The organism is Pseudomonas paracarnis (genome assembly GCF_904063055.1).
Taxonomy (GTDB): Bacteria; Pseudomonadota; Gammaproteobacteria; order Pseudomonadales; family Pseudomonadaceae; genus Aquipseudomonas; species Aquipseudomonas paracarnis.
This window is the reverse complement of record NZ_CAJFCN010000016.1, coordinates 67,015-89,787: the sequence shown is the minus strand read 5'-3', so window position 1 is coordinate 89,787 and position 22,773 is coordinate 67,015. Positions and strand designations below refer to the sequence as shown.

At 62.3% G+C, this 22,773-nt stretch carries 15 protein-coding genes; 10 read left to right on the top strand and 5 right to left on the bottom strand.

Going from position 1 to position 22,773, the window contains the following annotated elements; genetic code table 11:
* Nucleotides 1–190: 190 nt before the first annotated feature.
* Nucleotides 191–976 (bottom strand): DeoR/GlpR family DNA-binding transcription regulator, encoded by a 786-nt coding sequence (locus JMV15_RS24880; RefSeq protein WP_038449901.1) that lies wholly within the window; start codon nt 974–976, stop codon nt 191–193.
* A 120-nt stretch (nt 977–1,096) separates the two neighbouring features.
* Between JMV15_RS24880 and JMV15_RS24875 the strand changes: the two genes are divergently transcribed.
* Nucleotides 1,097–2,257 carry an alpha-hydroxy acid oxidase gene (locus JMV15_RS24875; RefSeq protein ID WP_020302077.1) on the top strand — a complete coding sequence of 387 codons (1,161 nt, stop codon included), beginning with the start codon at nt 1,097–1,099 and terminating at the stop codon, nt 2,255–2,257.
* A 192-nt stretch (nt 2,258–2,449) separates the two neighbouring features.
* Here the strand turns inward: JMV15_RS24875 and JMV15_RS24870 are convergent, their stop codons facing one another.
* Complete coding sequence (locus JMV15_RS24870; protein WP_032903886.1) at nt 2,450–3,376, bottom strand: alpha/beta hydrolase; 927 nt, start codon at nt 3,374–3,376, stop codon at nt 2,450–2,452.
* A 165-nt stretch (nt 3,377–3,541) separates the two neighbouring features.
* On the opposite strand from JMV15_RS24870, the gene JMV15_RS24865 reads away from it, so the two are divergent.
* The 7 genes from JMV15_RS24865 to uvrA all read left to right on the top strand — a co-directional run bounded on the left by JMV15_RS24865 (nt 3,542) and on the right by uvrA (nt 14,816).
* A complete protein-coding gene (locus JMV15_RS24865; RefSeq protein WP_034125680.1) occupies nt 3,542–4,129 on the top strand; it encodes an NUDIX domain-containing protein in 588 nt (195 codons plus the stop codon).
* A 595-nt stretch (nt 4,130–4,724) separates the two neighbouring features.
* On the top strand, nt 4,725–5,342 hold the full coding sequence (gene lexA, locus JMV15_RS24860; protein WP_020301598.1) for a transcriptional repressor LexA: 618 nt from the start codon (nt 4,725–4,727) through the stop codon (nt 5,340–5,342).
* Entirely contained in the window at nt 5,342–5,956 is a 615-nt protein-coding gene (gene imuA, locus JMV15_RS24855; RefSeq protein ID WP_003191873.1) for a translesion DNA synthesis-associated protein ImuA, read from the top strand. The genes lexA and imuA overlap by 1 nt, the downstream gene beginning before the upstream one ends.
* 7 nt (nt 5,957–5,963) lie before the next feature.
* Nucleotides 5,964–7,379 carry a Y-family DNA polymerase gene (locus tag JMV15_RS24850; protein WP_201491950.1) on the top strand — a complete coding sequence of 472 codons (1,416 nt, stop codon included), beginning with the start codon at nt 5,964–5,966 and terminating at the stop codon, nt 7,377–7,379.
* Between the two features lie 35 nt (nt 7,380–7,414).
* Nucleotides 7,415–10,486, top strand: coding sequence for an error-prone DNA polymerase (locus JMV15_RS24845; RefSeq protein ID WP_038449907.1), 3,072 nt, complete (start codon nt 7,415–7,417; stop codon nt 10,484–10,486).
* Between the two features lie 101 nt (nt 10,487–10,587).
* Nucleotides 10,588–12,300, top strand: a complete 1,713-nt coding sequence (locus JMV15_RS24840) for an ATP-binding protein (RefSeq protein ID WP_003191866.1) — start codon at nt 10,588–10,590, stop codon at nt 12,298–12,300.
* Nucleotides 12,297–14,816: an excinuclease ABC subunit UvrA gene (gene uvrA, locus JMV15_RS24835; protein ID WP_201491949.1), complete on the top strand. Its 2,520-nt coding sequence runs from the start codon at nt 12,297–12,299 to the stop codon at nt 14,814–14,816. Before JMV15_RS24840 ends, uvrA begins: the two co-directional genes overlap by 4 nt.
* A gap of 58 nt (nt 14,817–14,874) precedes the next feature.
* On the opposite strand, the gene tkt is transcribed toward uvrA, so the two are convergent.
* Nucleotides 14,875–16,932: a transketolase gene (gene tkt, locus JMV15_RS24830; RefSeq protein WP_060767415.1), complete on the bottom strand. Its 2,058-nt coding sequence runs from the start codon at nt 16,930–16,932 to the stop codon at nt 14,875–14,877.
* A gap of 175 nt (nt 16,933–17,107) precedes the next feature.
* Here tkt and JMV15_RS24825 point away from each other — a divergent pair, with 175 nt between their 5' ends.
* A complete protein-coding gene (locus JMV15_RS24825; protein WP_014718181.1) occupies nt 17,108–17,332 on the top strand; it encodes a DUF465 domain-containing protein in 225 nt (74 codons plus the stop codon).
* Nucleotides 17,333–18,031: 699 nt separating this feature from the next.
* Here the strand turns inward: JMV15_RS24825 and hglS are convergent.
* A complete protein-coding gene (hglS, locus tag JMV15_RS24820) occupies nt 18,032–19,408 on the bottom strand; it encodes a 2-oxoadipate dioxygenase/decarboxylase HglS (RefSeq protein WP_201491948.1) in 1,377 nt (458 codons plus the stop codon).
* 198 nt (nt 19,409–19,606) lie between these two features.
* Between hglS and JMV15_RS24815 the strand changes: the two genes are divergently transcribed.
* Complete coding sequence (locus JMV15_RS24815; protein WP_014718184.1) at nt 19,607–22,243, top strand: MGH1-like glycoside hydrolase domain-containing protein; 2,637 nt, start codon at nt 19,607–19,609, stop codon at nt 22,241–22,243.
* A gap of 191 nt (nt 22,244–22,434) precedes the next feature.
* On the opposite strand, the gene JMV15_RS24810 is transcribed toward JMV15_RS24815, so the two are convergent.
* Nucleotides 22,435–22,749, bottom strand: a complete 315-nt coding sequence (locus JMV15_RS24810; RefSeq protein WP_014718185.1) for an SCP2 sterol-binding domain-containing protein — start codon at nt 22,747–22,749, stop codon at nt 22,435–22,437.
* Nucleotides 22,750–22,773: the final 24 nt, after the last annotated feature.

Genomic DNA, 22,773 nt, shown 5'->3' with positions numbered 1-22,773 from the left:
TTGAATCCGTGGGCCGCCGCCACGCGCCATCCATGGCGCGGGGCGGCTAACCCGGCGTCCTGCCGGGTTACCCACGAATTAAAGCCTGCGTTCGGCCAGCGTGGTTTAACGGGGCGCCTAAGATCAAGATCAAAAGCAGATCAAAAGCAGATCAAGATCAAGAGCGGCTCGCTTCGCATCGTGGTTTGTATCACTGCACGTCCACTCGCTGCACCTGCAACCCCAACTGTTCATATGCCTGCACATCCGGTGCATCCCACTCGGTAATCAGCGTATGAATACGGCTGCATGGCGCGACCACAAAGGGTTCCACCGCGCCGAGTTTGTCTGAGGTGGTCACGGCGATGACGTGGGACGCGCTGTCGAGCAAGGCTTGCTTGACGGCCACTTCACCAAAATGCAGCGAGGTGATGCCCACTTGCGGGTGCAATGCGCACACTCCGGTGAACAACAGGTCGGCCTTGACGCTCTGGATCAGGCGCACCGCTTCATGGCCGCCGGTGGAGAGCGTAGCAGGGTTGAGTTGGCCGCCGGCCAGGATCACTTTTATATGCGGATGGTCGGCCAGGGCGATGGCGATCATGGGGGATGGCGTGACCACAGTCAGGTGCAGTGCATGGGGCAAGCACTGCGCAATCTGCAAGGTGGTGGAGCCAGAATCGAACAGCACGATCTGGCCGTCTTCAACCCGCTCCGCCGCCACGCGGGCGAGGTGGCGCTTGACCTCGTTGGTCTCGCCGACACGGGTAAAGAAATCCTTGCCGGTGTCCTTGGGCCGGGGCAGGGCGCCGCCGTGTACGCGTTGCAACAGGCCGGCGGCAGCGAGTTCGCCAAGGTCGCGGCGGATGGTGTCCTGGGACACGGCGAAATGCTCGACCAACTCAGATGCGGTGACCTTGCCGTCGCGTTCCAGCAGCAACAAGATCTTTTGTTTGCGCAGGGAAGGCAGGTCGATAGCTTGATGAGTGTTATGCATGTTTGTGCGCTTTATTGCGGGTTTGTGCGAGATTAATCGTCAGTCCATCTAAACGCAACGGCTGGTTGCCCACGCTCCTGCCGGTTACTCTCTGTGTTCAGTTCAGGGAGAGGTGACCCGATGCCGTTGATCACAACCATCGAAGACTTACGCAAGCTGGCGCAAAAACGTGTCCCCCGCATGTTCTACGACTACGCCGATTCCGGCTCCTGGACTGAGAGCACCTACCGCGCCAACGAAACTGATTTTGCGCGTATCAAGTTCCGTCAACGGGTGGCGCGCAATATCGACGAGCGTTCGATCCGCGCCAGTATGATTGGCCAGGACATGGCCATGCCCGTGGCGCTGGCGCCGACTGGACTGGCGGGCATGCAGCATGCCGATGGCGAAATCCTCACTGCCCGTGCCGCTGCTGCGTTCGGGCTGCGCTACACCTTGTCGACCATGAGTATCTGTTCGCTGGAAGACATCGCCGAGCACGTCGGCCAGCCGTTCTGGTTCCAGCTGTATGTGATGCGCGATCGCGGTTTTATCGAGCAGTTGATCGAGCGCGCCAAGGCGGCCGGGGTGGATGCATTGGTGCTGACCCTGGATTTGCAGATTCTGGGGCAGCGCCACAAGGACTTGATCAATGGTTTGTCCGCGCCGCCCAAGCTGACCCTGCCGAACATTCTCAACATGATGACCAAGCCGCGCTGGGTGATGGGCATGCTGGGTACCCAGCGGCGTGGTTTCGGCAATATCGTCGGGCATGTGAAGGGGGTGGCCGACATGAGTTCGCTGTCGTCGTGGACCGCCCAGCAATTTGACCCGCGCCTGAGCTGGGACGATGTGGCGTGGATCAAGCGGTGCTGGGGCGGCAAGCTGATCATCAAGGGCATTCTCGATGTGGAGGATGCGCGCTTGGCGGCCGATTGCGGTGCCGATGCGTTGGTGGTGAGTAACCACGGTGGCCGGCAGCTTGATGGCGCGCCGTCGAGCATCAGCCAATTGCCGGCGATTGTCGAGGCCGTGGGCAACCGCATTGAAGTGTGGCTCGACGGGGGTATTCGTTCCGGCCAGGACGTGCTCAAGGCCATGGCGCTGGGCGCCAAGGGCACCATGATTGGCCGCCCGCACTTGTATGGGTTGGGGGCGATGGGCGAGGCGGGGGTGACCAAGGCGCTTGATATCATCGCCCGCGAACTGGACGTGTCGATGGCGCTCTGTGGCTATAAGGATATACGCGAAGTAAATCGCGAAATCCTGTTGCCCGGTACCTTTCCTGGAAGCACGGCTTGAGCAAAAAAAACGTAAAAATATAAAAAGAGTTGTCCACGAAAACCGTGGGTATCTCTGTGGATAACTTTGCGAAGGCCCGGCAGCGTTGGCGATTTCAGCGAAGATCATTATTTGATCAACTTGTATTTCGGGCCAACATGGCCAGGGTTTGCGCTTGACAGCCAAGCGCGAACCCAGTGTCGAAAAGCGTATTTACGAGGCGTTATCGCGGCCTGTGGAGTGTGTCACCACCTGGGCAGGCATCTTCGTGCGCATCAGGTTTTCCAGCGCCTGGCCATAGCTGCGTCCGGCGAGGTTCATGCTGTTGTTATGGCTGGCACCGGGCACCAGCAACAGGTGTTTGGGTTGCTGGGCGGCTTCGAATAACTGCTGGCTGAAGCGCGGTGGTACGTAGCGGTCGTCGAGGCCGTGGACCACCAGCAGCGGCATGTGGATGTCGGCAATCTTGTCGATGGAATCGAACTTCTGCGACAGCAACCAGCGCACCGGCAATGAGGTGTTGGCAACGGCCGTGGCGACATCCGCCAGGGAGGTGAACGTGGACTCGATCACCAGCCCGCGCACCGGCAATGGCACCTGCTTGCCCAACTCGGCAGCGAGGTCGATGGCGACCGCGCCACCCAGGGAGTGCCCGTAGATCAGGCGCTTGCCGGGGTCTGGTTGCAGGGTCTGGAAACGCTCCCAGGCAATGCGAGCGTCCTCGTACACCGTGGCTTCCGAGGGCAAGTCGCCCTGGCTTTGGCCAAAGCCGCGATAGTCGATGGCCAGGACCGAAAAGCCCAGGGCATGCAATTGCTCGATGCGAAACAATTGGCCCGTGAGGTTCCAGCGTACCCCGTGCAGGTAGAGGATGGCGGGCGCGTCTTTGTTGGCTGCCGGGTACCACCAGCCATGAATGTTCTGCCCTGCTTTGAAACTGGCGGGCTTGAGTTCGAATTCCTGCACCGCCTTGGGCAGGCCGGTGTACCAGCCGGCGGTTCCCGGCTCGATGCGAAACACAAGTTCGCGCTCCTTGTGTTGCAACACGGCGCAACCGACCGGCAGGCCGACAATCAACACGGCCATGCACAGCCAGACAAACCAGCGCAGGCCCCGGCGGGGCATAGAAGCAGAAGACATGAAGGTTCCAGAACAAAGATGAAGCACGGGTTTTACCAGATGGCCTGGGCGGGTAGGCATTAATGCGACGGCTGTGGCGGATGAAAGTGTTACAGCATTGAACAATCCTCGTGCGGGTTGATAGGGTGGACGGCTTGAACCTGCCCTACCTGCAAAGGCCCACACATGAACAACAGCCCCGTGCGCATCACCGCCGAAGAAACCCTCTCGGACAACTGGTACCTGCTGAAGAAATACAGCTTCGACCTGCGCCGTCGCGACGGCAGTTGGCAAGCCCAGACCCGCGAGGTGTATGACCGGGGCAACGGTGCGACCATCCTGTTGTACAACCGTGAGCAACGCACAGTCTTGCTGATTCGCCAGTTCCGCATGCCCACGTTCGTCAACGATTACCCCGGCTACCTGATTGAAGCGGCGGCCGGTTTGCTCGATAACGCCAGCGCCGAAGAACGCATCCGCCTGGAGGCCGAGGAAGAGACCGGCTATCGCGTGGGGCATGTTGAGAAAATCTACGCGGCGTTCATGAGCCCGGGATCGGTGACCGAGCGGATTCACTTTTTTATCGGTGAATACCAGCCAGGCGACCGAGTGGGGGCGGGCGGTGGCCTGGAAGAAGAGGGCGAGGATATCGAGGTGCTGGAGCTGGGCTTTGAGCAGGCACTGGCGATGGTGCAGAGCGGGGAGATTGTGGATGGCAAGACGATCATGTTGTTGCAGCATCTGGAGTTGCGGATGTTGAAAGAGGGGTGGTGAGGTATGCCTTCATGTGCATAGGTATCTACACAACTTTGGCACGACGCTAAATCTGTGGCGAGGGAGCTTGCTCCCGTGACGGCCTGGCAGCCGACACAGATATAACTGATGCCCCGCGATCCAATGTGGGAGCTGGCTTGCCTGCGAAGACGGCCTGACAGTCAACACAGTTGGACCGTGTACATATCCATTCCTGCGGTAACGGCCACTTAGGGTTCCGCCCAACGGCGGGTCACTTTGGAAAAGAGCCCCAAAGTAACCAAAGGGCTCTTGCCCCACCACTCGGCACCTCGCTTAGGCTCGGTGTGCCCGTAATCCGCCAGTGATTTGGGGGGCCGCCGCCACGCGCCATCCATGGCGCGGGGCGGCTAAACCGGCATCCCTGCCGGTTTACCCCCCAAATCACTGTCGAATTCCGGCCAGCGTGGTTTAACGGGGCGCCTAAGATCAAAAGCAGATCAAGATCAAGAGCGGCTCGCTTCGCATCGTTGTAACCGTTGAGCTTACAGACTTAAGTAGATACCTATGCCTTCATGTGGTAGCTGGCAATTAGCAGACTGACGGTTATTGTCAGAAATTTCCCACAGGAGTACAAATGTACTCCATGACAAACCTGACTCCCCGCCGCACCGCCATCCTGACCTTCATTCGCGAGCGCATCGCGCAACAAGGCCAGCCTCCCAGCCTCGCCGAGATCGCCGAGGCGTTCGGCTTCGCCTCGCGCAGCGTCGCCCGCAAGCATGTGGTGGCGCTGACCGAAGCCGGCTTTATCGAGGTCAACCCCAACCAGGCCCGTGGCATTCGCTTGCTCAATCAACCTGCGCGTCCCGAGTGGCTGGATGTACCGGTGCTCGGCCGTGTGGCGGCCGGTCGGCCGATTGGCGCCGATGCCGAGGTGCACAGCCGCTTGCAACTGGACCCCGCCACCTTCGCCAAAACCCCCGACTACCTGCTGCGAGTGCAGGGCGATTCGATGATTGAAGATGGCATTCTCGATGGCGACCTGGTGGGCGTACGCCGCACTGCCGAAGCCTTGAACGGGCAGATTGTGGTGGCGCGCCTGGACGGCGACGTCACCATCAAGCGATTCGAGCGCCACGGCGACAGGGTTCGCCTGTTGCCGCGCAACCCGGCGTATCAACCCATCGTGGTCGGGCCCGAGCAGGACCTGGCCATCGAAGGCGTGTTCTGCGGCCTGGTGAGGCAAGGCTGATGGGCGCCGTGGTTGCCCTGGACTCGCTGTTCAATGGCGGGCGAGTCTGGAAGGGCCGGCCCGCCGCGCCCCCGGCCAGCGTACATCCCACGGGGCTGGCGGCGCTGGATGCGGTGCTGCCCAGTGGCGGCTGGCCGGAATCGGCCTTGAGTGAAATCCTGATGGCCCAGGACGGGGTGGGCGAGTTGCAACTGGTGCTGCCCACACTGGCGCGCTTGTCGGCCCTGGGCGAGCGCATTGTGCTGGTGGCGCCGCCCTATACCCCCTATCCCCATGCGTGGCAGAACGCCGGGGTGGATGTGCGCCAGTTGTCCATCATCCGGGCCGAGGAGCGTGACGCGCTGTGGGCGGTGGAGCAATGCCTGCGTTCGGGCAGTTGCGGGGCGGTGTTGTGTTGGCCGCGCAAGGCCGATGATCGTGCCTTGCGGCGTTTGCAGGTAGCGGCGGAAACCGGGCAGACCCTGGCGTTTGCCTGGCGCTCCTTGAGCGAGGCGATCAATGCCTCGCCCGCCGCCCTGCGCTTGGCGGTCGAGGCCAGGCCCGCGCAAGTGCGGGTGCTCAAGTGCCGTGGCGGGCTGGCCCATCCGGCGCCGATTGCCCTGGCGGGGCATTGAGGTTGCCATGCGTTGGGTGTGTATTGTCTTCCCGCAATTGGCGCTGGACGGGGCACAGCGTGTGCACCCCGAACCCGAGCAGCCGCTGGCGCTGCTGGCCGGCACGCCGCAGCGGCGTGTACTGCAAACCGTCAACGCCGCCGCCCGCGCCTTGGGCCTGCGCCCCGGGCAATCGTTGACGGCGGCCCATGCCCTGGTCAAGCACTTTGCCTGTGTCGAATACGACCCGTTGGAGATCGAGCGGCTGCAGCAGTTTCTGGCCGCCTGGGCCTATCGTTTCAGCTCCCAGGTCAGCCTGTATTACCCACGGGCTTTGTTGTTCGAGATCGAATCGAGCCTGGGCCTGTTCGGGCCCTGGCCGCACCTCGAGGCGCGTTTGCGCAAAGAGCTGACCGAACTTGGCTTTCGCCATCGCATCGTCGCTGCGCCCAACCCGGCGGCGGCGCGGATATTGGCAAACGGCTACGACGGCCTGGCCGTGGCCGATGACCGCGCCCTGATGCAGGCCCTGGCATCGTTGCCTATCGACCGCGCGGGCCTTGAACCCCAGGCCGCCACCGCCTTGTCGCGCATGGGCCTGCGCAGCCTGGCCCAGGTGCAGGCCTTGCCACGGCATACCCTGGCGAGACGCTTTGACGCCAGCCTGCTCAAGCACCTCGACGCCCTGAGCGGGCAGCGGCCATTGGCCCTGGAGTTCTATCAACCGCCCGACCAGTTCGATGCACGCATCGAGTTGAATTTCGACGTGCAATCCCACCAGGCGCTGTTGTTCCCCTTGCGGCGCTTGACCGGCGATCTGTCCGCTTTCCTGTGCGGGCGTGACAGTGGCGTGCAGCGCTTTGACCTGCACCTGGAACACGCCCAGGCACACGACAGCGTGATCAAGGTGGGCCTGCTCAGTGCCGAGCGCGAGCCTTCGATGTTGTTCGAACTGGCCCGTGGGCGCCTGGAGCAGGTACAGGTCACCGCGCCGGTGCGGGGGGTGCGCCTGGTGGCCGAGGACTTGCCGGTGTTCGTGCCGCAACGCCAGGACATGTTCGACGACCGCCCGCAACAAACCCTGCCGTGGGAACAGTTGCGCGAACGCCTGCGTGCACGCCTGGGGGATGAGGCGGTGCAGGGCCTGCGTTTTCAGGCCGACCATCGCCCCGAATGTGCCTGGCAGGCCACGACCGCCCCCCAGGCGTGCCCGAGCTTGAACAAGGTCCGCCGCCCAGGCTGGTTATTGCCGCAACCGACCTTGCTGGCCGAACACGGCGTACAGATCCTGATGGGCCCGGAGCGCATTGAATCCGGCTGGTGGGATGGCGCCGATGTGCGCCGCGACTATTACCTGGTCCAGACCCGCGCCGGCCAGCAGGGGTGGGCCTATCGCACGGTGGGGCAAGGCGATGGGCTGTGGTTGCAAGGGTGGTTTGCATGAAAACCCTTGGGCCGCCACCTACTGTAGGAGGGTGCATGAGTTACGCCGAGCTGCACTGCCTGTCCAATTTCAGTTTCCAGCGTGGCGCCTCCAGTGCGCTGGAGCTTTTCGAGCGCGCCAAGCGCCAAGGCTACAGCGCCCTGGCGATTACCGATGAATGCACGCTGTCGGGCATCGTGCGCGCTTGGCAAGCCGCCAAAGCCGTAGACTTGCCGTTGATTATCGGCAGCGAAATGCACATCGAAAACGGCCCGAAACTGGTGCTGCTGGTAGAGAGCCTGAGCGGTTACCAGCACCTGTGCCGGCTGATCACCCTGGCCCGGCGGCGGGCTGAAAAGGGCCGCTATCGCCTGCTACAGGAAGATTTCGAGCAACCGTTGCCCGGTCTTTTGGCGTTGTGGGTAGCGCAAGACAGCGACACCCAGGCCAGCCTCGACTGGCTGCGCCGCACCTTCGACCAGCGCCTGTGGCTGGCGGTGCATCTGCATTGCGGCCAGGACGATGCGCGCCATCTGCAACAGCGCTTGCAACTGGCCCACAGCCTGCAAATCCCTGCCGTGGCCTGCGGCGATGTGCATATGCATGCGCGGGGCCGCCGGGCCCTGCAAGACACCATGACCGCCATCCGCCACCACGTGCCGGTGGCCGAAGCCGGCACGCGCCTGCACCCCAATGGCGAACGCCACCTGCGTAGCCTGGATGCGCTGGCGGCGCTGTACCCCCAGGCCTTGCTGGATGAAACCCTCGCCATCGCGCGGCGCTGCACCTTCGACCTCGGCCAGTTGCGCTATCACTATCCACGCGAGCTGGTACCCGCGGGGCATGACGCCCAATCCTGGCTGCGCACCCTCACCGAAGAAGGCATCGCCCAGCGCTGGCCCGAAGGCATCGACGACAAGACCTTGCAGCAAATCCATCGTGAACTGCAGCTGATCAGCGAGCTGGGTTACGAAAGCTATTTTCTTACGGTGCATGACATCGTGCGTTTCGCCCGCAGCCGTTCGATTTTGTGCCAAGGCCGTGGTTCGGCGGCTAACTCGGCGGTGTGTTTTGCCTTGGGCATCACCGAAATCAACCCGAGCCTGACCAACCTGCTGTTCGAGCGCTTCCTGTCCAAGGAGCGCAACGAGCCGCCGGACATCGACGTGGATTTTGAGCACGAACGCCGCGAAGAGGTGCTGCAATACGTGTTCCAGCGCTATGGCCGCACCCGTGCAGCCTTGACGGCGGTGGTCAGCAGTTACCACGCCACGGGCGCGGTACGTGATGTGGCCAAGGCCCTCGGGCTGCCGCCGGACCAGATCAACGCCTTGGCCGATTGCTGCGGGCGCTGGAGCGATGAGGCGCCGCCGTTGGAGCGCCTGCGTGAAAGCGGCTTCGACCCGGACAGCCCACTGCTGCGGCGTGTCTTGACGTTGACCCAGCAACTGATCGGTTTTCCGCGGCACCTGTCCCAGCACCCTGGCGGCTTTGTGATCAGCGAATACCCGCTGGACACCCTGGTGCCGGTGGAAAATGCGGCCATGGCCGAGCGCACCATTATCCAGTGGGACAAGGACGACCTCGACGCCGTCGGCTTGCTCAAGGTGGACATCCTCGCCCTGGGCATGCTCAGCGCGATCCGCCGCTGTTTCGATTTGCTGCGCCGGCATCGCCACCGGGACTTGAGCCTGGCCACGATTCCCAAAGAAGACCCGGCCACCTACGCCATGATCAGCAAGGCCGACACCATCGGTGTATTCCAGATCGAGTCGCGGGCACAGATGTCGATGTTGCCCCGGCTCAAGCCGCAGACGTTTTATGACCTGGTGATCGAGGTCGCCATCGTACGGCCTGGGCCGATCCAGGGCGGCATGGTGCATCCGTACTTGCGTCGACGGAATAATGAAGAGCCCACGACCTATCCGTCGCCGCAATTGAAAGCCGTGCTGGAACGCACCCTGGGCATCCCGCTGTTCCAGGAACAGGTGATGCAGATTGCCATGGTCGCCGCCGACTACAGCCCCGGCGAGGCCGACCAGTTGCGCCGCTCCATGGCCGCCTGGAAACGCCACGGTGGCCTGGAGCCGCATCAGCAGCGCTTGCGCACCGGCATGCTGAAGAACGGCTACACCGAAGCCTTTGCCGCGCAGATTTTCGAGCAGATCAAGGGCTTTGGCAGCTATGGTTTCCCTGAGTCCCACGCCGCCAGTTTCGCCTTGCTGACCTATGCCAGTTGCTGGCTCAAATGCCATGAGCCAGCGGCCTTCGCCTGCGCCCTGATCAACAGCTGGCCCATGGGCTTCTACAGCCCGGACCAGATCCTGCAGGACGCCCGGCGCCATCGCTTGCAGATCCGCCCGGTGGATGTGCAGGCCAGTGACTGGGAGTGCAGCCTGGAGCCCATCGACGGCCAGCAACCGGCGATTCGCTTGGGCTTGCGCATGATCTCGGGGTTTCGCGAGGAAGACGGGCGGCGTATCGAAGCGGCGAGGCAGCAGCGGCGGTTCAACGACATCGCTGACCTGGACGCGCGCGCCGGCCTGGATACGCGTGCCCAGGCGCTGCTGGCGGATGCCGGGGCCTTGCGCGCCCTGGCCGGCAACCGCCATCAGGCGCGCTGGGACGTAGCCGGTGTGCATCAGCAACTGGGCTTGTTTGCCGGCCTGCCGAGCCCCGATGAGACGCGGGTGGCATTGCCCGAGCCCACGGTAGGCGAAGATTTGCACGCCGATTACGCCACCCTCGGTACCACCCTGGGGCCCCATCCCCTGGCGTTGTTGCGCGCCGAGTTACGCCGGCGCCGCTGCCGCAGTTCCCAGGAGTTGCTGGCGGTGGAACATGGGCGCAACGTGAGCATCGCCGGGCTGGTCACAGGGCGCCAGCGCCCAGGCACGGCGAGCGGCGTGACCTTTGTCACCCTGGAAGATGAGTTCGGCAACCTCAATGTGGTGGTCTGGCGCGACCTGGCCGAGCGTCAGCGCCAGGCGCTGGTGGGCTCGCGTTTGCTCAAGGTGGACGGTCGTTGGGAGGCGGTGGGTGAGGTGCGGCATTTGATCGCGGGGCGCCTCACCGATTTGACGCCGCTGCTGGATGGAATGGTGGTGCGCAGCCGGGATTTTCATTGAGTTCCAGGGGTTTATGCATTCCTCTGTGTTCAGGATGAAACCATCCACCGCTGGCGCGCTCCAAAACTTGCGACTGTCTTGTCCCTGCACAGAGCCCAATCATGCAATTTTTATCCAACCCCCATGGCTGTGAAGGCTGGGCCGGCGAAATGGCCCAGCGGATTCGCACGTTTGACTGGTCAAGTACCGACCTTGGCCCCTTGGATCAGTGGTCCACGAGCCTGGCTTGCACCGTGCAAATGATGCTCGCCTCACCCGTGCCGATGGTGATGCTGTGGGGGCGGGCAGGGTACATGATCTACAACGACAGCTATTCGGCATTTGCCGGCGGGCGCCATCCCTACCTCTTGGGCACTCCGGTCGAACTGGGCTGGCCGGAGGTGGCCGAGTTCAATCGGCATGTGGTGGATACGTGCCTGGCGGGCGGCACCTTGTCGTTCAATAACAAGGAACTGGTGCTATCGCGTCACGGCCAACCGGAAAGCGTATGGCTGGACCTCTATTACAGCCCCGTGGCCGGGGACAACCAACAGCCGGCCGGGGTGCTGGCGATTGTGGTGGAAACCACCGAACTGGTGAAGTCCGAGCGGGTGCGCCAGGAGCTCACCCATAATCTGGAGCAACGCGTAGCCGCTGAAGTGCAGGCGCGGTCGGCCGCAGAAGACCAGTTGCGCCAGTCACAGAAGCTGGAAGCGATTGGCGGCCTGACCGGGGGCGTGGCCCATGACTTCAATAACTTGCTGCAAGTGATCGCCGGCAACCTACATTTGCTCGCCAGGCATGAACCGGACAACCCCCAGGTGCAACGTCGCGTCACCGCGGCCATCGCCGCCGTGGAACGTGGGGCCAAGCTGTCGTCGCAACTGCTGGCCTTTGCGCGTCGCCAGCCCTTGTCTCCGGCGGTGTACAACCCGCAGCGCATCTACGCTGGCCTGGGCGAGTTGTTGCAACGGGCGTTGGGGGAAACCATTCATATCGACGTGCAACTGCCCCAGGACTCCTGGTGCATCAATGTCGACCGCAACCAGCTGGAAAACGCGCTGCTCAACCTGGCGATCAACGCCCGCGATGCCATGCAGGGCGAGGGTGTGATTCGTATCACCGGAGAAAACGTCATCCTCAACCCGGACGATTGCATCGGTAAAAGCATCAAGCCCGGCGAGTACGTGCGCCTGGCAGTGGCCGACACCGGCGTGGGCATGTCCGAGGCGACCCTCAAGCGCGCATTCGAACCCTTCTTTACCACCAAGCGCGAAGGCCACGGCACCGGCCTGGGGTTGAGCATGGTGTTCGGTTTTGTGCGCCAAAGTGGCGGGCACGTGGACATGTGGAGTGAGGAGGGCAAGGGCTCGGTGGTGCAGATGTATTTCCCCCACTGCCTGGAGCCTGAATGCTTCGACGACTACAGTGATGCGGACCTGCAAGGCGGCGGCCAGGAAACCATCCTGGTGGTCGAGGACAATGAAGGCGTACGCCTGACGGTGGTCGAGTTGCTGCAGCAGTCGGGCTATACCGTACTGATTGCCGAGGATGGCGACCGCGCGATGCAAGTGTTGCAGCGCGGCGTGTCGCCGGACCTGATCTTCACCGATGTGGTGATGCCCGGTCGGGTCAAGAGCACCGACCTGGCCACCTGGGCCCGCGCGCAGAACCCGCCGGTGCCGGTGCTGTTTACCTCAGGCCACACCCGCGACATTCTGTCTTCCAATCATCTGCTCAGCGCCGATATCCACCTGCTGAGCAAACCCTACAGCCCCGATGCCCTGACCCAACGCGTGCGCAGGGTGCTAAGCGCAAGACAAGGTTGCCCATGACTTCACAGCGCAACATCCCACCGCTCACTGCCCGGCAAGCGGGCTTTGTCAGGGTGCGTGGCGCCCGTGAACATAACTTGCGTAATGTCGATGTGGATATTCCCCGGGACGCCCTGGTGGTGTTTACCGGCGTGTCTGGCTCCGGCAAATCGTCCCTGGCGTTTTCCACAGTGTATGCCGAGGCCCAGCGCCGCTATTTCGAATCGGTGGCGCCCTATGCGCGGCGCTTGATCGACCAGGTCGGCGTGCCGGACGTAGACAGCATCGAAGGCTTGCCGCCTGCCGTGGCCCTGCAACAGCAACGCGGTACACCCAGTGCGCGCTCGTCGGTGGGCAGTGTCACCACCTTGTCGAGCTTGATCCGCATGCTCTATTCCCGCGCCGGCCGTTATCCGAAAGGGCAGGCCATGTTGTACGCCGAGAACTTCTCGCCGAACCTGCCCCAGGGCGCGTGCCCGCAATGCCATGGCCTGGGCCGTGTGTATGAAGTGACCGAGGCGCTGATGGTGCCCGATCCGTCATTGACCATCCGCCAACGTGCAGTGGCGTCCTGGCCGTTGGCGTGGCAGGGCCAGAACCTGCGCGACATCCTTGTGACCCTGGGCTATGACGTGGACATCCCATGGCGCGACTTGCCGAAAAAGCAGCGCGACTGGATTCTGTTCACCGAAGAAACCCCCACCGTACCGGTGTACGCCGGCTTCACCCCGCAGCAGACCCGCGAGGCGTTGAAACGCAAGCTCGAACCCAGCTACCAAGGCACCTTCAGCGGCGCTCGGCGCTATATCCTGCACACCTTCGCCCACACCCAAAGCGCGCTGATGAAAAAGCGCGTGTCGCAGTTCATGCAAGGCAGTGCCTGCCCATTGTGCGAGGGCAAACGCCTGAACCAGGCGGCGTTGTCGGTGAAGTTTGCCGGGGTGGATATCGGTGAGCTGTCGCAATTGTCCCTGGCGCAATTAGCCGAGTTGCTGCAGCCGGTGGCCGCGGGGCACGACACGATGAAGCTGTCGGTGGAAAAACGCCTGGCGGCCCAACGCATCGCCCAGGACCTGCTCGAACGGGTCAACACCTTGATCGAACTGGGCCTGGGCTATCTGTCCCTGGAGCGCAGCACGCCGACCCTGTCGTCCGGGGAACTGCAGCGTCTGCGCCTGGCTACCCAATTGGGCTCGCAGTTGTTCGGTGTTATTTATGTGCTCGATGAGCCTTCGGCGGGCCTGCACCCGGCGGATGGCGAAGCATTGTTCACGGCGCTTGATCGTTTAAAGGCCGCGGGCAATTCGCTGTTTGTGGTGGAACATGACCTGGAAACCATGCGCCGCGCCGACTGGCTGATCGACGTGGGCCCGGCTGCCGGCGAGCATGGCGGGCAAGTGCTGTACAGCGGGCCGCCCGCAGGGTTGGCGGATGTCGAGGCCTCGCAGACCCGTGAATACCTGTTTGCCCCACCTCGCCCGGCCAATGCGCCAAGCCGCGAGCCGGCCGGGTGGCTGAAGCTCACAGGCGTGACGCGAAATAACCTGAAAGATTTGAACGTGGATTTCCCGCTGGGCTGTTTCACCGCGGTGACCGGTATTTCCGGCTCGGGCAAGTCCAGCCTGGTCAGCCAGGCGCTGCTGGAGCTGGTGGGCACGGGCCTGGGGCGTGTGTTGGAAAGCGACGACGAACCGAGCCTGGAAGATGCTGCACCGCAAGCCAGTGGCGGGCGCATCAGCGCCGGGCTGGAGCACATCCAGCGCCTGGTGCAGGTGGACCAGAAGCCCATCGGCCGCACGCCGCGCTCCAACCTGGCGACCTACACCGGGCTGTTCGACAACGTGCGCAAACTGTTCGCCGCCACGCCAGCGGCCAAAAAGCGCAATTACGATGCCGGGCAGTTCTCCTTCAATGTCGCCAAGGGCCGTTGCCCGAACTGTGAGGGCGAAGGTTTTGTCAGCGTCGAGTTGCTGTTCATGCCCAGCGTGTACGCGCCATGCCCGACCTGCCACGGCGCGCGCTATAACCCCGACACCCTGGCGATCAAATGGCAGGGCTTGAATATCGCCCAGGTGCTGGGGCTGACGGTGGAGCAGGCGGTGCAGGTGTTCGCCGAGCAACCGGGCATCCTGCGCTCGTTAGTCGTGCTGCGCGATATCGGCCTGGGTTATCTGCGCCTGGGGCAGCCGGCTACCGAGCTGTCCGGCGGCGAAGCCCAACGCATCAAGCTCGCCACTGAACTGCAACGTAACGCCCGGGGCGCCACCTTGTATGTCTTGGACGAACCGACCACCGGCTTGCACCCCAAGGACGTCGATCGTTTGCTCAGCCAGTTGAATCACTTGGTGGAGGCGGGGCATACGGTGGTTGTGGTGGAGCATGAAATGCGCGTGGTGGCCCAGAGTGACTGGGTGATTGATATCGGCCCGGGGGCAGGGGACCTGGGCGGAACGGTAGTGGCGTGCGGCACGCCCCACAAGGTTGCCAAGAGCAAACACAGCCGCACCGCACCTTATCTAGCCCAATCACTGATCTAACGGGGGCTGATGCCCAACATGTGGGAGGGGCAAGCCCGCTCCCCCATTAAGCCCCGTGTTAGTCAGTGAGGTTGTGCTGGATCTGCTCTTTGGCCAGCTTCACCACATTCTCCACGGTAAACCCGAACTTCTCCTGCAACTTGGCCAGCGGTGCCGAGGCGCCGAAGCTGTTCATCACCACTTTGGCGCCGGTCTGCCCGACGTAGCGGTCCCACCCCAAGGGCCCTGCCTGCTCCACCACTACACGGGCTTTTACCGCAGGCGGCAGGACGCTGTCGCGGTAGGCTTGATCCTGGTCTTCAAACAGCTCCCAACTGGGCATCGACACCACGCGAGCGCCAATGCCTTGGTCTTTGAGCTGCTCATAAGCGGCCACCGCCAGGCCCACTTCGCTGCCGGTGGCGATCAAGATGACCTTCGGTTGATCCGCGTCGGCCAACACATACGCACCTTTGGCCGCGCCGGAAGCTGCGGCAAAGTGGTTGCGGTCGAGGGTCGGCAATGCCTGGCGCGATAACACCATACAGCTGGGCCGATGGGTTTGTGCCAGCGCCACCTTCCACAGCTCAAGGGTTTCATTCGCATCGCCCGGCCGTAGCGTCAACAGCCCCGGCGTGGCACGCAGTTGGGTCAGGTGTTCGATGGGCTGGTGGGTGGGCCCGTCTTCGCCTACGCCGATGGAGTCATGGGTAAACACGAAGATCACCGGCAATTCCATGATCGCCGCCAGGCGGATTGGCGGTTTCATGTAGTCGCTGAACACCAGGAAGGTCGAGGTGTACGGGCGCAGGTAGGACAGCGCCATGCCGTTGGCAATTGCGCCCATGGCGTGTTCGCGGATACCGAAGTGCAGGTTGCGCCCGCTGTAGTCACCCGCGCTGAAACGCCCGGCACCGTCGAAGGTGAGGTTGGTCTTGGTCGAGGGCGACAGGTCTGCCGAACCGCCCAGCAGCCATGGAATTTGTTGGGCGAAGGCATTCAATACCTCGCCGCCCGAAGCACGGCTGGCGACGCCTTTGGCATCGGCGGCAAAGCTGGGCAGGTGTGCTTGCCATTGCTCGGGCATCTCCCCGGCGCGCATGCGTTGCAGCTCATCGGCCCGTTGCGGGTCGAGGGCGGCGAGGGTCTGGTTCCACTCGGCGTACAGCGGCTCGGCGCGTTCGTAAAGGGCATCGCGCAACAGTGTGCGGGCCTCTTCGGGCACGAGAAAACTTGAATCCTGCGGCCAGCCATAGGCGGCCTTGGTCAGGCGAATCTCGTCCTCTCCCAGTGGCTCGCCATGGGCCGCAGCGGTGTTGTGTTTGTGCGGTGAGCCGTAGCCGATCACGCTGTCCACCACGATCAAGGTGGGGGCGCCGGTGTTGGCCTTGAAGGTTTCCAGCGCCACGCTCAAGGCCTGCAAGTCATTGGCGTCGGTGACGTGCACGGTGTGCCAGCCATAAGCCTGGAAGCGTTGGATTACGTCTTCACTGAACGCCAGCTCAGTGTGGCCCTCGATGCTGATGGTGTTGTTGTCATAGATCCAGCACAGGTTATCGAGCTTCAAGTGCCCGGCCAGGGACGCGGCTTCGCTGCTGATGCCCTCCATCATGTCGCCATCACCGCACAGGGTGTAGACGTCGTAGTCAAACAGCACCTGGCCGTCGCGGTTGAAGCGCTCAGCCAGCCAGCGCTCGGCCATGGCCATGCCCACGCTGTTGGCGCAGCCCTGGCCCAGCGGCCCGGTGGTAGTTTCCACGCCCGTGGTCATGCGGTACTCGGGATGGCCTGGGGTCTTGGAGCCGATCTGCCGGAACTGCTTGATGTCGTCCAGGCTGACGGCCGGCTCGCCCGAGCGCTGGCCATGGGCATCGATTTCCACCACGCCGGCCAGGTGCAACAGCGAATACAGCAGCATCGAGGCATGCCCTACCGACAGCACAAAACGGTCACGGTTGGGCCAGTCAGGATGCTCGGGGTGATAACGCAGGAAGCGACTCCACAACGTATAACCCACCGGCGCCAGGCCCATGGGCGTACCCGGGTGCCCCGAATTGGCCTTCTGCACGGCATCCATGGCCAGGGTGCGTAGGGTGTTGATGCATTGGGTGTCGGCAGCAGTGGCAACGTGATTCATAAAACCGTTCTCCCTGGGGTGGCGATCTACAGTGGAGGGCGGGGCGGGGCAAAGGTTTGATCCCATCGCTTGCGCCGCGACGAACGGGACGTTGTTGGCCTCAAACATGACAAGAGCTGTTGGAATGGGCTAGCTTCAAGGGCGTAGACCATCGATCAATCTGTGGAGGTACGCCATGCCAGTGAAACACGACCTGTATCAGGACTTGGGGTTGAGCAAGGAAGTTGTTCACGAACGCAGGGCGCAGGACAAACGGTTGGATGCGCTGCTCACTCAATACGACGACGCCGACGCTGAGGTGCTAAAAGCGGAAAAAGCCAGTGCCAGCGATGAGGATGTGGAAAAGCTGAAGAAGAAACGGCTATTGGTCAAAGACGAAATTGTGGGGCGGCTGGGTTAGGCAATCCCTCGCCACACACTTGGAATGTGCACATTTGTTCAGAATTGTCTGGAGGACAAATGCCGTTTCACTCCTTATGATGCGCCCCGTCCACTCGGCTCTGGGGCTTGTTGCGGCGCAAGGATTGCGTTGTTTGAGCCGGGTGGGCATCCTCAGAATTCATGCAACACAGGGCCGAATCGGTCGGCTGCAAATGCTGCCTGTGGGAGCTGGCTTGCCTGCGATGACGGCCCCCCCGGCCGACGCCTATCCACCTGACACCCCACAATCCAAATGTGGGAGCTGGCTTGCCTGCGATGACGGCCTGACAGTCAACACAGTTGGACCGGGTACATATCCATTCCTGCGGTAACGGCCACTTAGGGTTCCGCTTTTACAGCGGCTCACTTTTGAAAAGCCGGAATGCCGGCCCAGACAAAAGTTAGCAAAACGCTCTTGCCCCACCACTCGGCACCTCGCCTAGGCTCGGTGTGCCCGTAATCCGCCAGTGATTTGGGGGGCCGCCGCCACGCGCCATCCATGGCGCGGGGCGGCTAAACCGGCATCCCTGCCGGTTTACCCCCAAATCCCTGTCGAATTCCGGCCAGCGTGGTTTAACGGGGCGCCTAAGATCAAGATCAAAAGCAGATCAAGAGCGACTCGCTTCGCATCGTGGTTACCGTCAAGGCCGTGACGCTTGGCGTTCGGTCTTGCATCCAGTCATTTCAACAGCGTTTCAACACATATATCCATGGAACGCTGCTGCGTCTGCTCATACAACTGCAGCTCATCAATCGTGCTGCGCCCCAGCGCCTGCTCGAAGGCTGCCCGGTTGGAGTTGCCCGCGTAGTGACTCTGCGCCCCATCCCCCAGGTTTGACTGGAAGATTCCCGCCGCACTGACCGGCAGAAAATCCTCGTACACCAGCGGTTCCACCGCCACATGACCGGCGTTGACCAGCGTCTGCAACGTGCGTGGCTGGTCTACCTGGCCGCGTGCCGCCAAGCCCTTGTCGGTGACGAAGTAGCGAAAATACGCCAAGCCCTGCTCGCGCATTTGCGGGTAGTTATCGGGGAAGGCATGGAAGTGCTGTTCCATCAATTGCACATAGCGTTCGGCGTTGGCTTCATTGGGGAATGTGCCGAGTTCGTCGCGGGCGGCGTTCAGCAGTTGGTCGTACAGGGCGCGGCCTTTAGGCGTAAGCGCGACGCCGCGTTGTTCGATTTCGCCGAAGCGCGCGCTGTGGCTGCCGTGGGCATCGGTGAAGGCGATGGGTTCATCCAAGGCCTTGAAGCTGGTCTGGCGTAGTAGGATCGGGCACTGGCGCCGAGGTGGGCCTTCGATCACGGCTTTGGGGGTGATGCCTTTGCCAGGCATCGCCGCCTGCACCTGGTCGATGTCCAGGGTGCGTGGCGTCAGGTGGTTGATGTGCGGGCCTTTGAACGCGACGACGTCGGCGATCAGGCGGTGCTGGTCGCTCAGTTGCTGATATTGGGCGCCGGTGACCGTGGCAGTGTGGTGCCAGCGGAACGTCTCCAGGGCCTGGCGGATAAAGGCCTCGGCATCGCTGGCATTCAAGCCGCCTTGGGTCTCTGCCTGGTCGATCAATGCCAACGCCTCGGCGGTAAAGATCGAGCGTTTGGCCAGGGCGCTTTCGGCGAAGGCACGCAGGTCGGGGTTTTCGATCAGTTCCAGGCGCAGCAATGAAGTGAACACGCGAAACGGGCTGGTTTGCAGCGCGTGTTCATGCACGGCGCGAAAGGCGGTGGAGTGCACGGGCACGCCAGCGGGGGTGAGGTCGTAGTAGCCCACCGGTTGCATGCCCATCACCGCGAATAAACGGCTGATGGTTGCCAGTTCCGCAGCGGTGCCCAGGCGGATGGCGCCGTGGCGTTCCATGTCCAGGCGCTGGATTTCGCCGGTACGTTGCAGTTGATGCGCCAGGCCCGGTTCGCTGTCGAGCATGCGGGCATTGGTCTGGGCCACCAGCTCAAGCAGCGCGCCGTACAAGGGCACTTCATCTCGATACATGTCGGACATGGCCTTGGAAAAGCCCTTGCGGATCTCGTCGGGGCTGACAGGGGCGGTGGCGTGCATAGAAAAATTCCTGATGACTGGAGCGATGATCGTGGCCTTTGCCCGATTTTGTTGAGCGGCCGGCCGGCTTGCAAACGAAGATTCCTCTGGACTTCATTCTGCAAATGAATGAGTTGACCTTGCGTCCAAGTCTTCATGTGCATGCGGGCGTCATTGCGCTCTACACTGCGCCTCACTGTGTAGGTGAAGGAGGACCCGATGACGGCCAAACCCGCAACCAACCTGCTGGGCACCATTGAAGGCCAGCGCCTGGCAACGCAACACGCCGAACGTTGGCGCGAGTGGGGGCCGTACCTGAGTGAACGCCAGTGGGGCACGGTGCGCGAAGACTACAGCGCCGACGGTGACGCCTGGGCCTACTTCCCTCATGAACACGCTCGCAGCCGCGCCTATCGATGGGGCGAGGACGGGTTGGCCGGTTTCAGTGACAAGGCCCAACGCTGGTGCCTGGGCCTGGCGCTGTGGAACGAGCGCGATGCAATCCTCAAGGAGCGTCTGTTCGGCCTCGACAACGCCGAAGGCAACCACGGTGAAGACGTCAAGGAGCTGTACTTTTTCGTCGATGGCGTACCGAGCCATGCCTACATGCGCATGCTCTACAAATACCCCCATGCGGCGTTTCCCTACGCCGACCTGATCGCCGAAAACGCCCGTCGTGGGCTGGATGATGCCGAGTATGAAATCCTTGATACCGGTGTGTTTGCAGATAACCATTACTGCGATGTCAGTGTCGAATACGCCAAGCATCAACCCGACGATATTTTCATGCGCGTCACCGTGCATAACCGTTCGGACCAACCCACACGCCTGCAGGTGCTGCCCCAGCTCTGGGCGCGTAATGACTGGAGCTGGACCTTCGATGCACCCAAGCCCAGCTTGAGGCTGGACGGCGAGCGGATTCTGGCGCTTCATCATGAACTCGATGATCGCCACCTCAGTGCCTGGGGCCAGGACGGGTTGCAGTGGCTGTTCTGCGAAAACCAAACCAATCGGCCCAAACTGGACGGGCAACCGGCGCCGGGGCCATTCAAGGATGGCATTAACGATTACGTGGTGGGCGCGGTTGAGTCGGCCGTTCGCCGGGACGCCGGTACCAAGGTGGCCGCGCATTTCACCCTTGAGCTGGCAGGCCAGGAAAGCAAAACCCTTTACCTGCGTTTTGCGCCGGTGGGCGCGCCCGATGTCAATGCGCGCAAACTGTTCGAACAGCGCCGCCAGGAGGCCGATGACTTCTACTCGGTGTTGCAACAGGGCCTTGCCGATGAGGATGTGCGCACTGTGCAACGCCAGGCCCTGGCCGGCCTGCTGTGGTCCAAGCAGCTGTACTATTTCGACGTGAACCAGTGGCTTGACGGCGACCCGGCCCAGCCCGCGCCACCGCCCGAGCGCCTGCACATCCGCAATACTCATTGGCGGCACCTGTGCAACTTCGACATCCTGTCGATGCCAGACACCTGGGAATACCCGTGGTACGCCTCCTGGGATCAAGGCTTCCAGGCGGTGGCCATCGCGCTGATCGACCCTGGTTACGCCAAGCAACAGTTGTTGTTGCTGGTAAAGGACCGCTTCATGCACCCCAACGGCCAATTGCCGGCCTACGAATGGCGCTTTGACGACGCCAACCCGCCCGTGCATGCCTGGGCCAGCTGGCGCGTATATCAGCAGGACAAGGCGCTGACCGGCGTGGGCGATATGGATTTCCTGGAGCGGATCTTTCACAAGCTGCTGTTGAATTTTTCTTGGTGGGTCAACCGCAAGGACGCCGAGGGCCGCAACCTGTTCCAGGGCGGTTTTCTGGGCCTGGACAATATCGCCTTGTTCGACCGCTCGGCCCCGTTGCCGACGGGTTACCAGTTGGACCAGGCCGACGGCACCGCCTGGGTGGCGGCCTATGCCCTGGACCTGATGCGCATCGGCCTGGAGTTGGCCAAGCGTAATGGGGTGTACGTGGATATTGCCGTGAAGTTTTTCGAGCATTTCCTCTACATCGCCGGCGCTATCAACCGCGTCGATGACAGCGCCGAAGGCTTGTGGGATGAGCAGGACCAGTTTTTCTATGACGTGCTGCACCGCCCTGATGGCCAGAGCGAGCCGGTGCGCCTGCGCTCCATCGTCGGGTTAATGCCGCTGTTCGCGGTGCTGGTGCTGGAGCAGCGCGAGCATGAAGGCCTGGAAGGCTTGCGCGAGCGCCTGCTGGGCTTTATGCATCATCGGCCGGACCTGGCCAAGCTGGTTTCGCGCTGGACCGAGCCGGGGCAGGGCAACCGCCTGTTGCTGGCGTTGCTGCGTGGTGAGCGCACCAAGGATTTGCTGCGGCGCATGCTGGATGATCAGGAGTTCTTGTCGGCCTTTGGCGTGCGCGCCCTGTCCAAGGCGTTCGCCGAGCAGCCCCTGGCGTTGAAGATGAATGGCGACACCTTGTGTGCCAGTTACCAGCCCGGTGAGTCCGACTCACGCTTGTACGGTGGTAACTCCAATTGGCGCGGGCCACTGTGGATGCCGGTCAATTACATGCTGATTGAATCGTTGCGCGAGTTTCACCGCTACTACGCCGATAACTTTTCCGTGGAGTACCCGGCGGGCAGTGGGTATCTGGCGTCTCTGGAGGAGGTGGCTGACAGCCTCAGCGAGCGGCTGACGCGGTTGTTTCTAAGAGATGAAAACGGGGTGCGGCCGTCGATGGCGGGCTATGCACAGTTGCAGGAGGACCCGGCCAGTCGTGACCTGGTGTTGTTCCATGAGTATTTTCATGGAGAGACAGGGCGAGGGCTGGGGGCTTCACACCAGACCGGGTGGAGCGCGTTGGTGGCGTTACTGCTGCAACCCAAAAACTGAGCAACCTTGCGGATGTGCTTTTCTGTGGGAGCTGGCTTGCCTGCGATACAGGCACCGCGTTGCGTCCGGCAAATGGAGTAGATGCCATCGCAGGCAAGCCAGCTCCCACAAGGGATCTTCATTCTCCGCGAGAATGCAGGCAAAAAAATCCCGCCGGGGAGGCGGGATCAGGATTCAGGGTTACCCGTGAATCAGGAAGGGAACAGCTCGCTCAGCTTCATCGCCAGCATCATGTCGCCTTCGGTGCGCAGCTTGCCGCCCATGAACGCCTGCATGCCGTCGGTGGAGCCGTCGACGATGCCTTCCAGGGTCTCGCTGTCCATCACCAGGGTGACCTGAGCGTCAGGGTTTTCGCCTTCTTTGAGTTCGCAGGTCTTGTCCTTGACCACCAGCGAGAAATTCTTGGTGTCGTCGATACGGAAACCGAACACCAGGTCCAAGCCTTCGGCAGCGCTTGGGTTGAATTTGGCTTTCATTGCTTCTACGGCTTTAGCTACGTCAGTCATGGTTTCGATCCTTAAGGGTAGAGT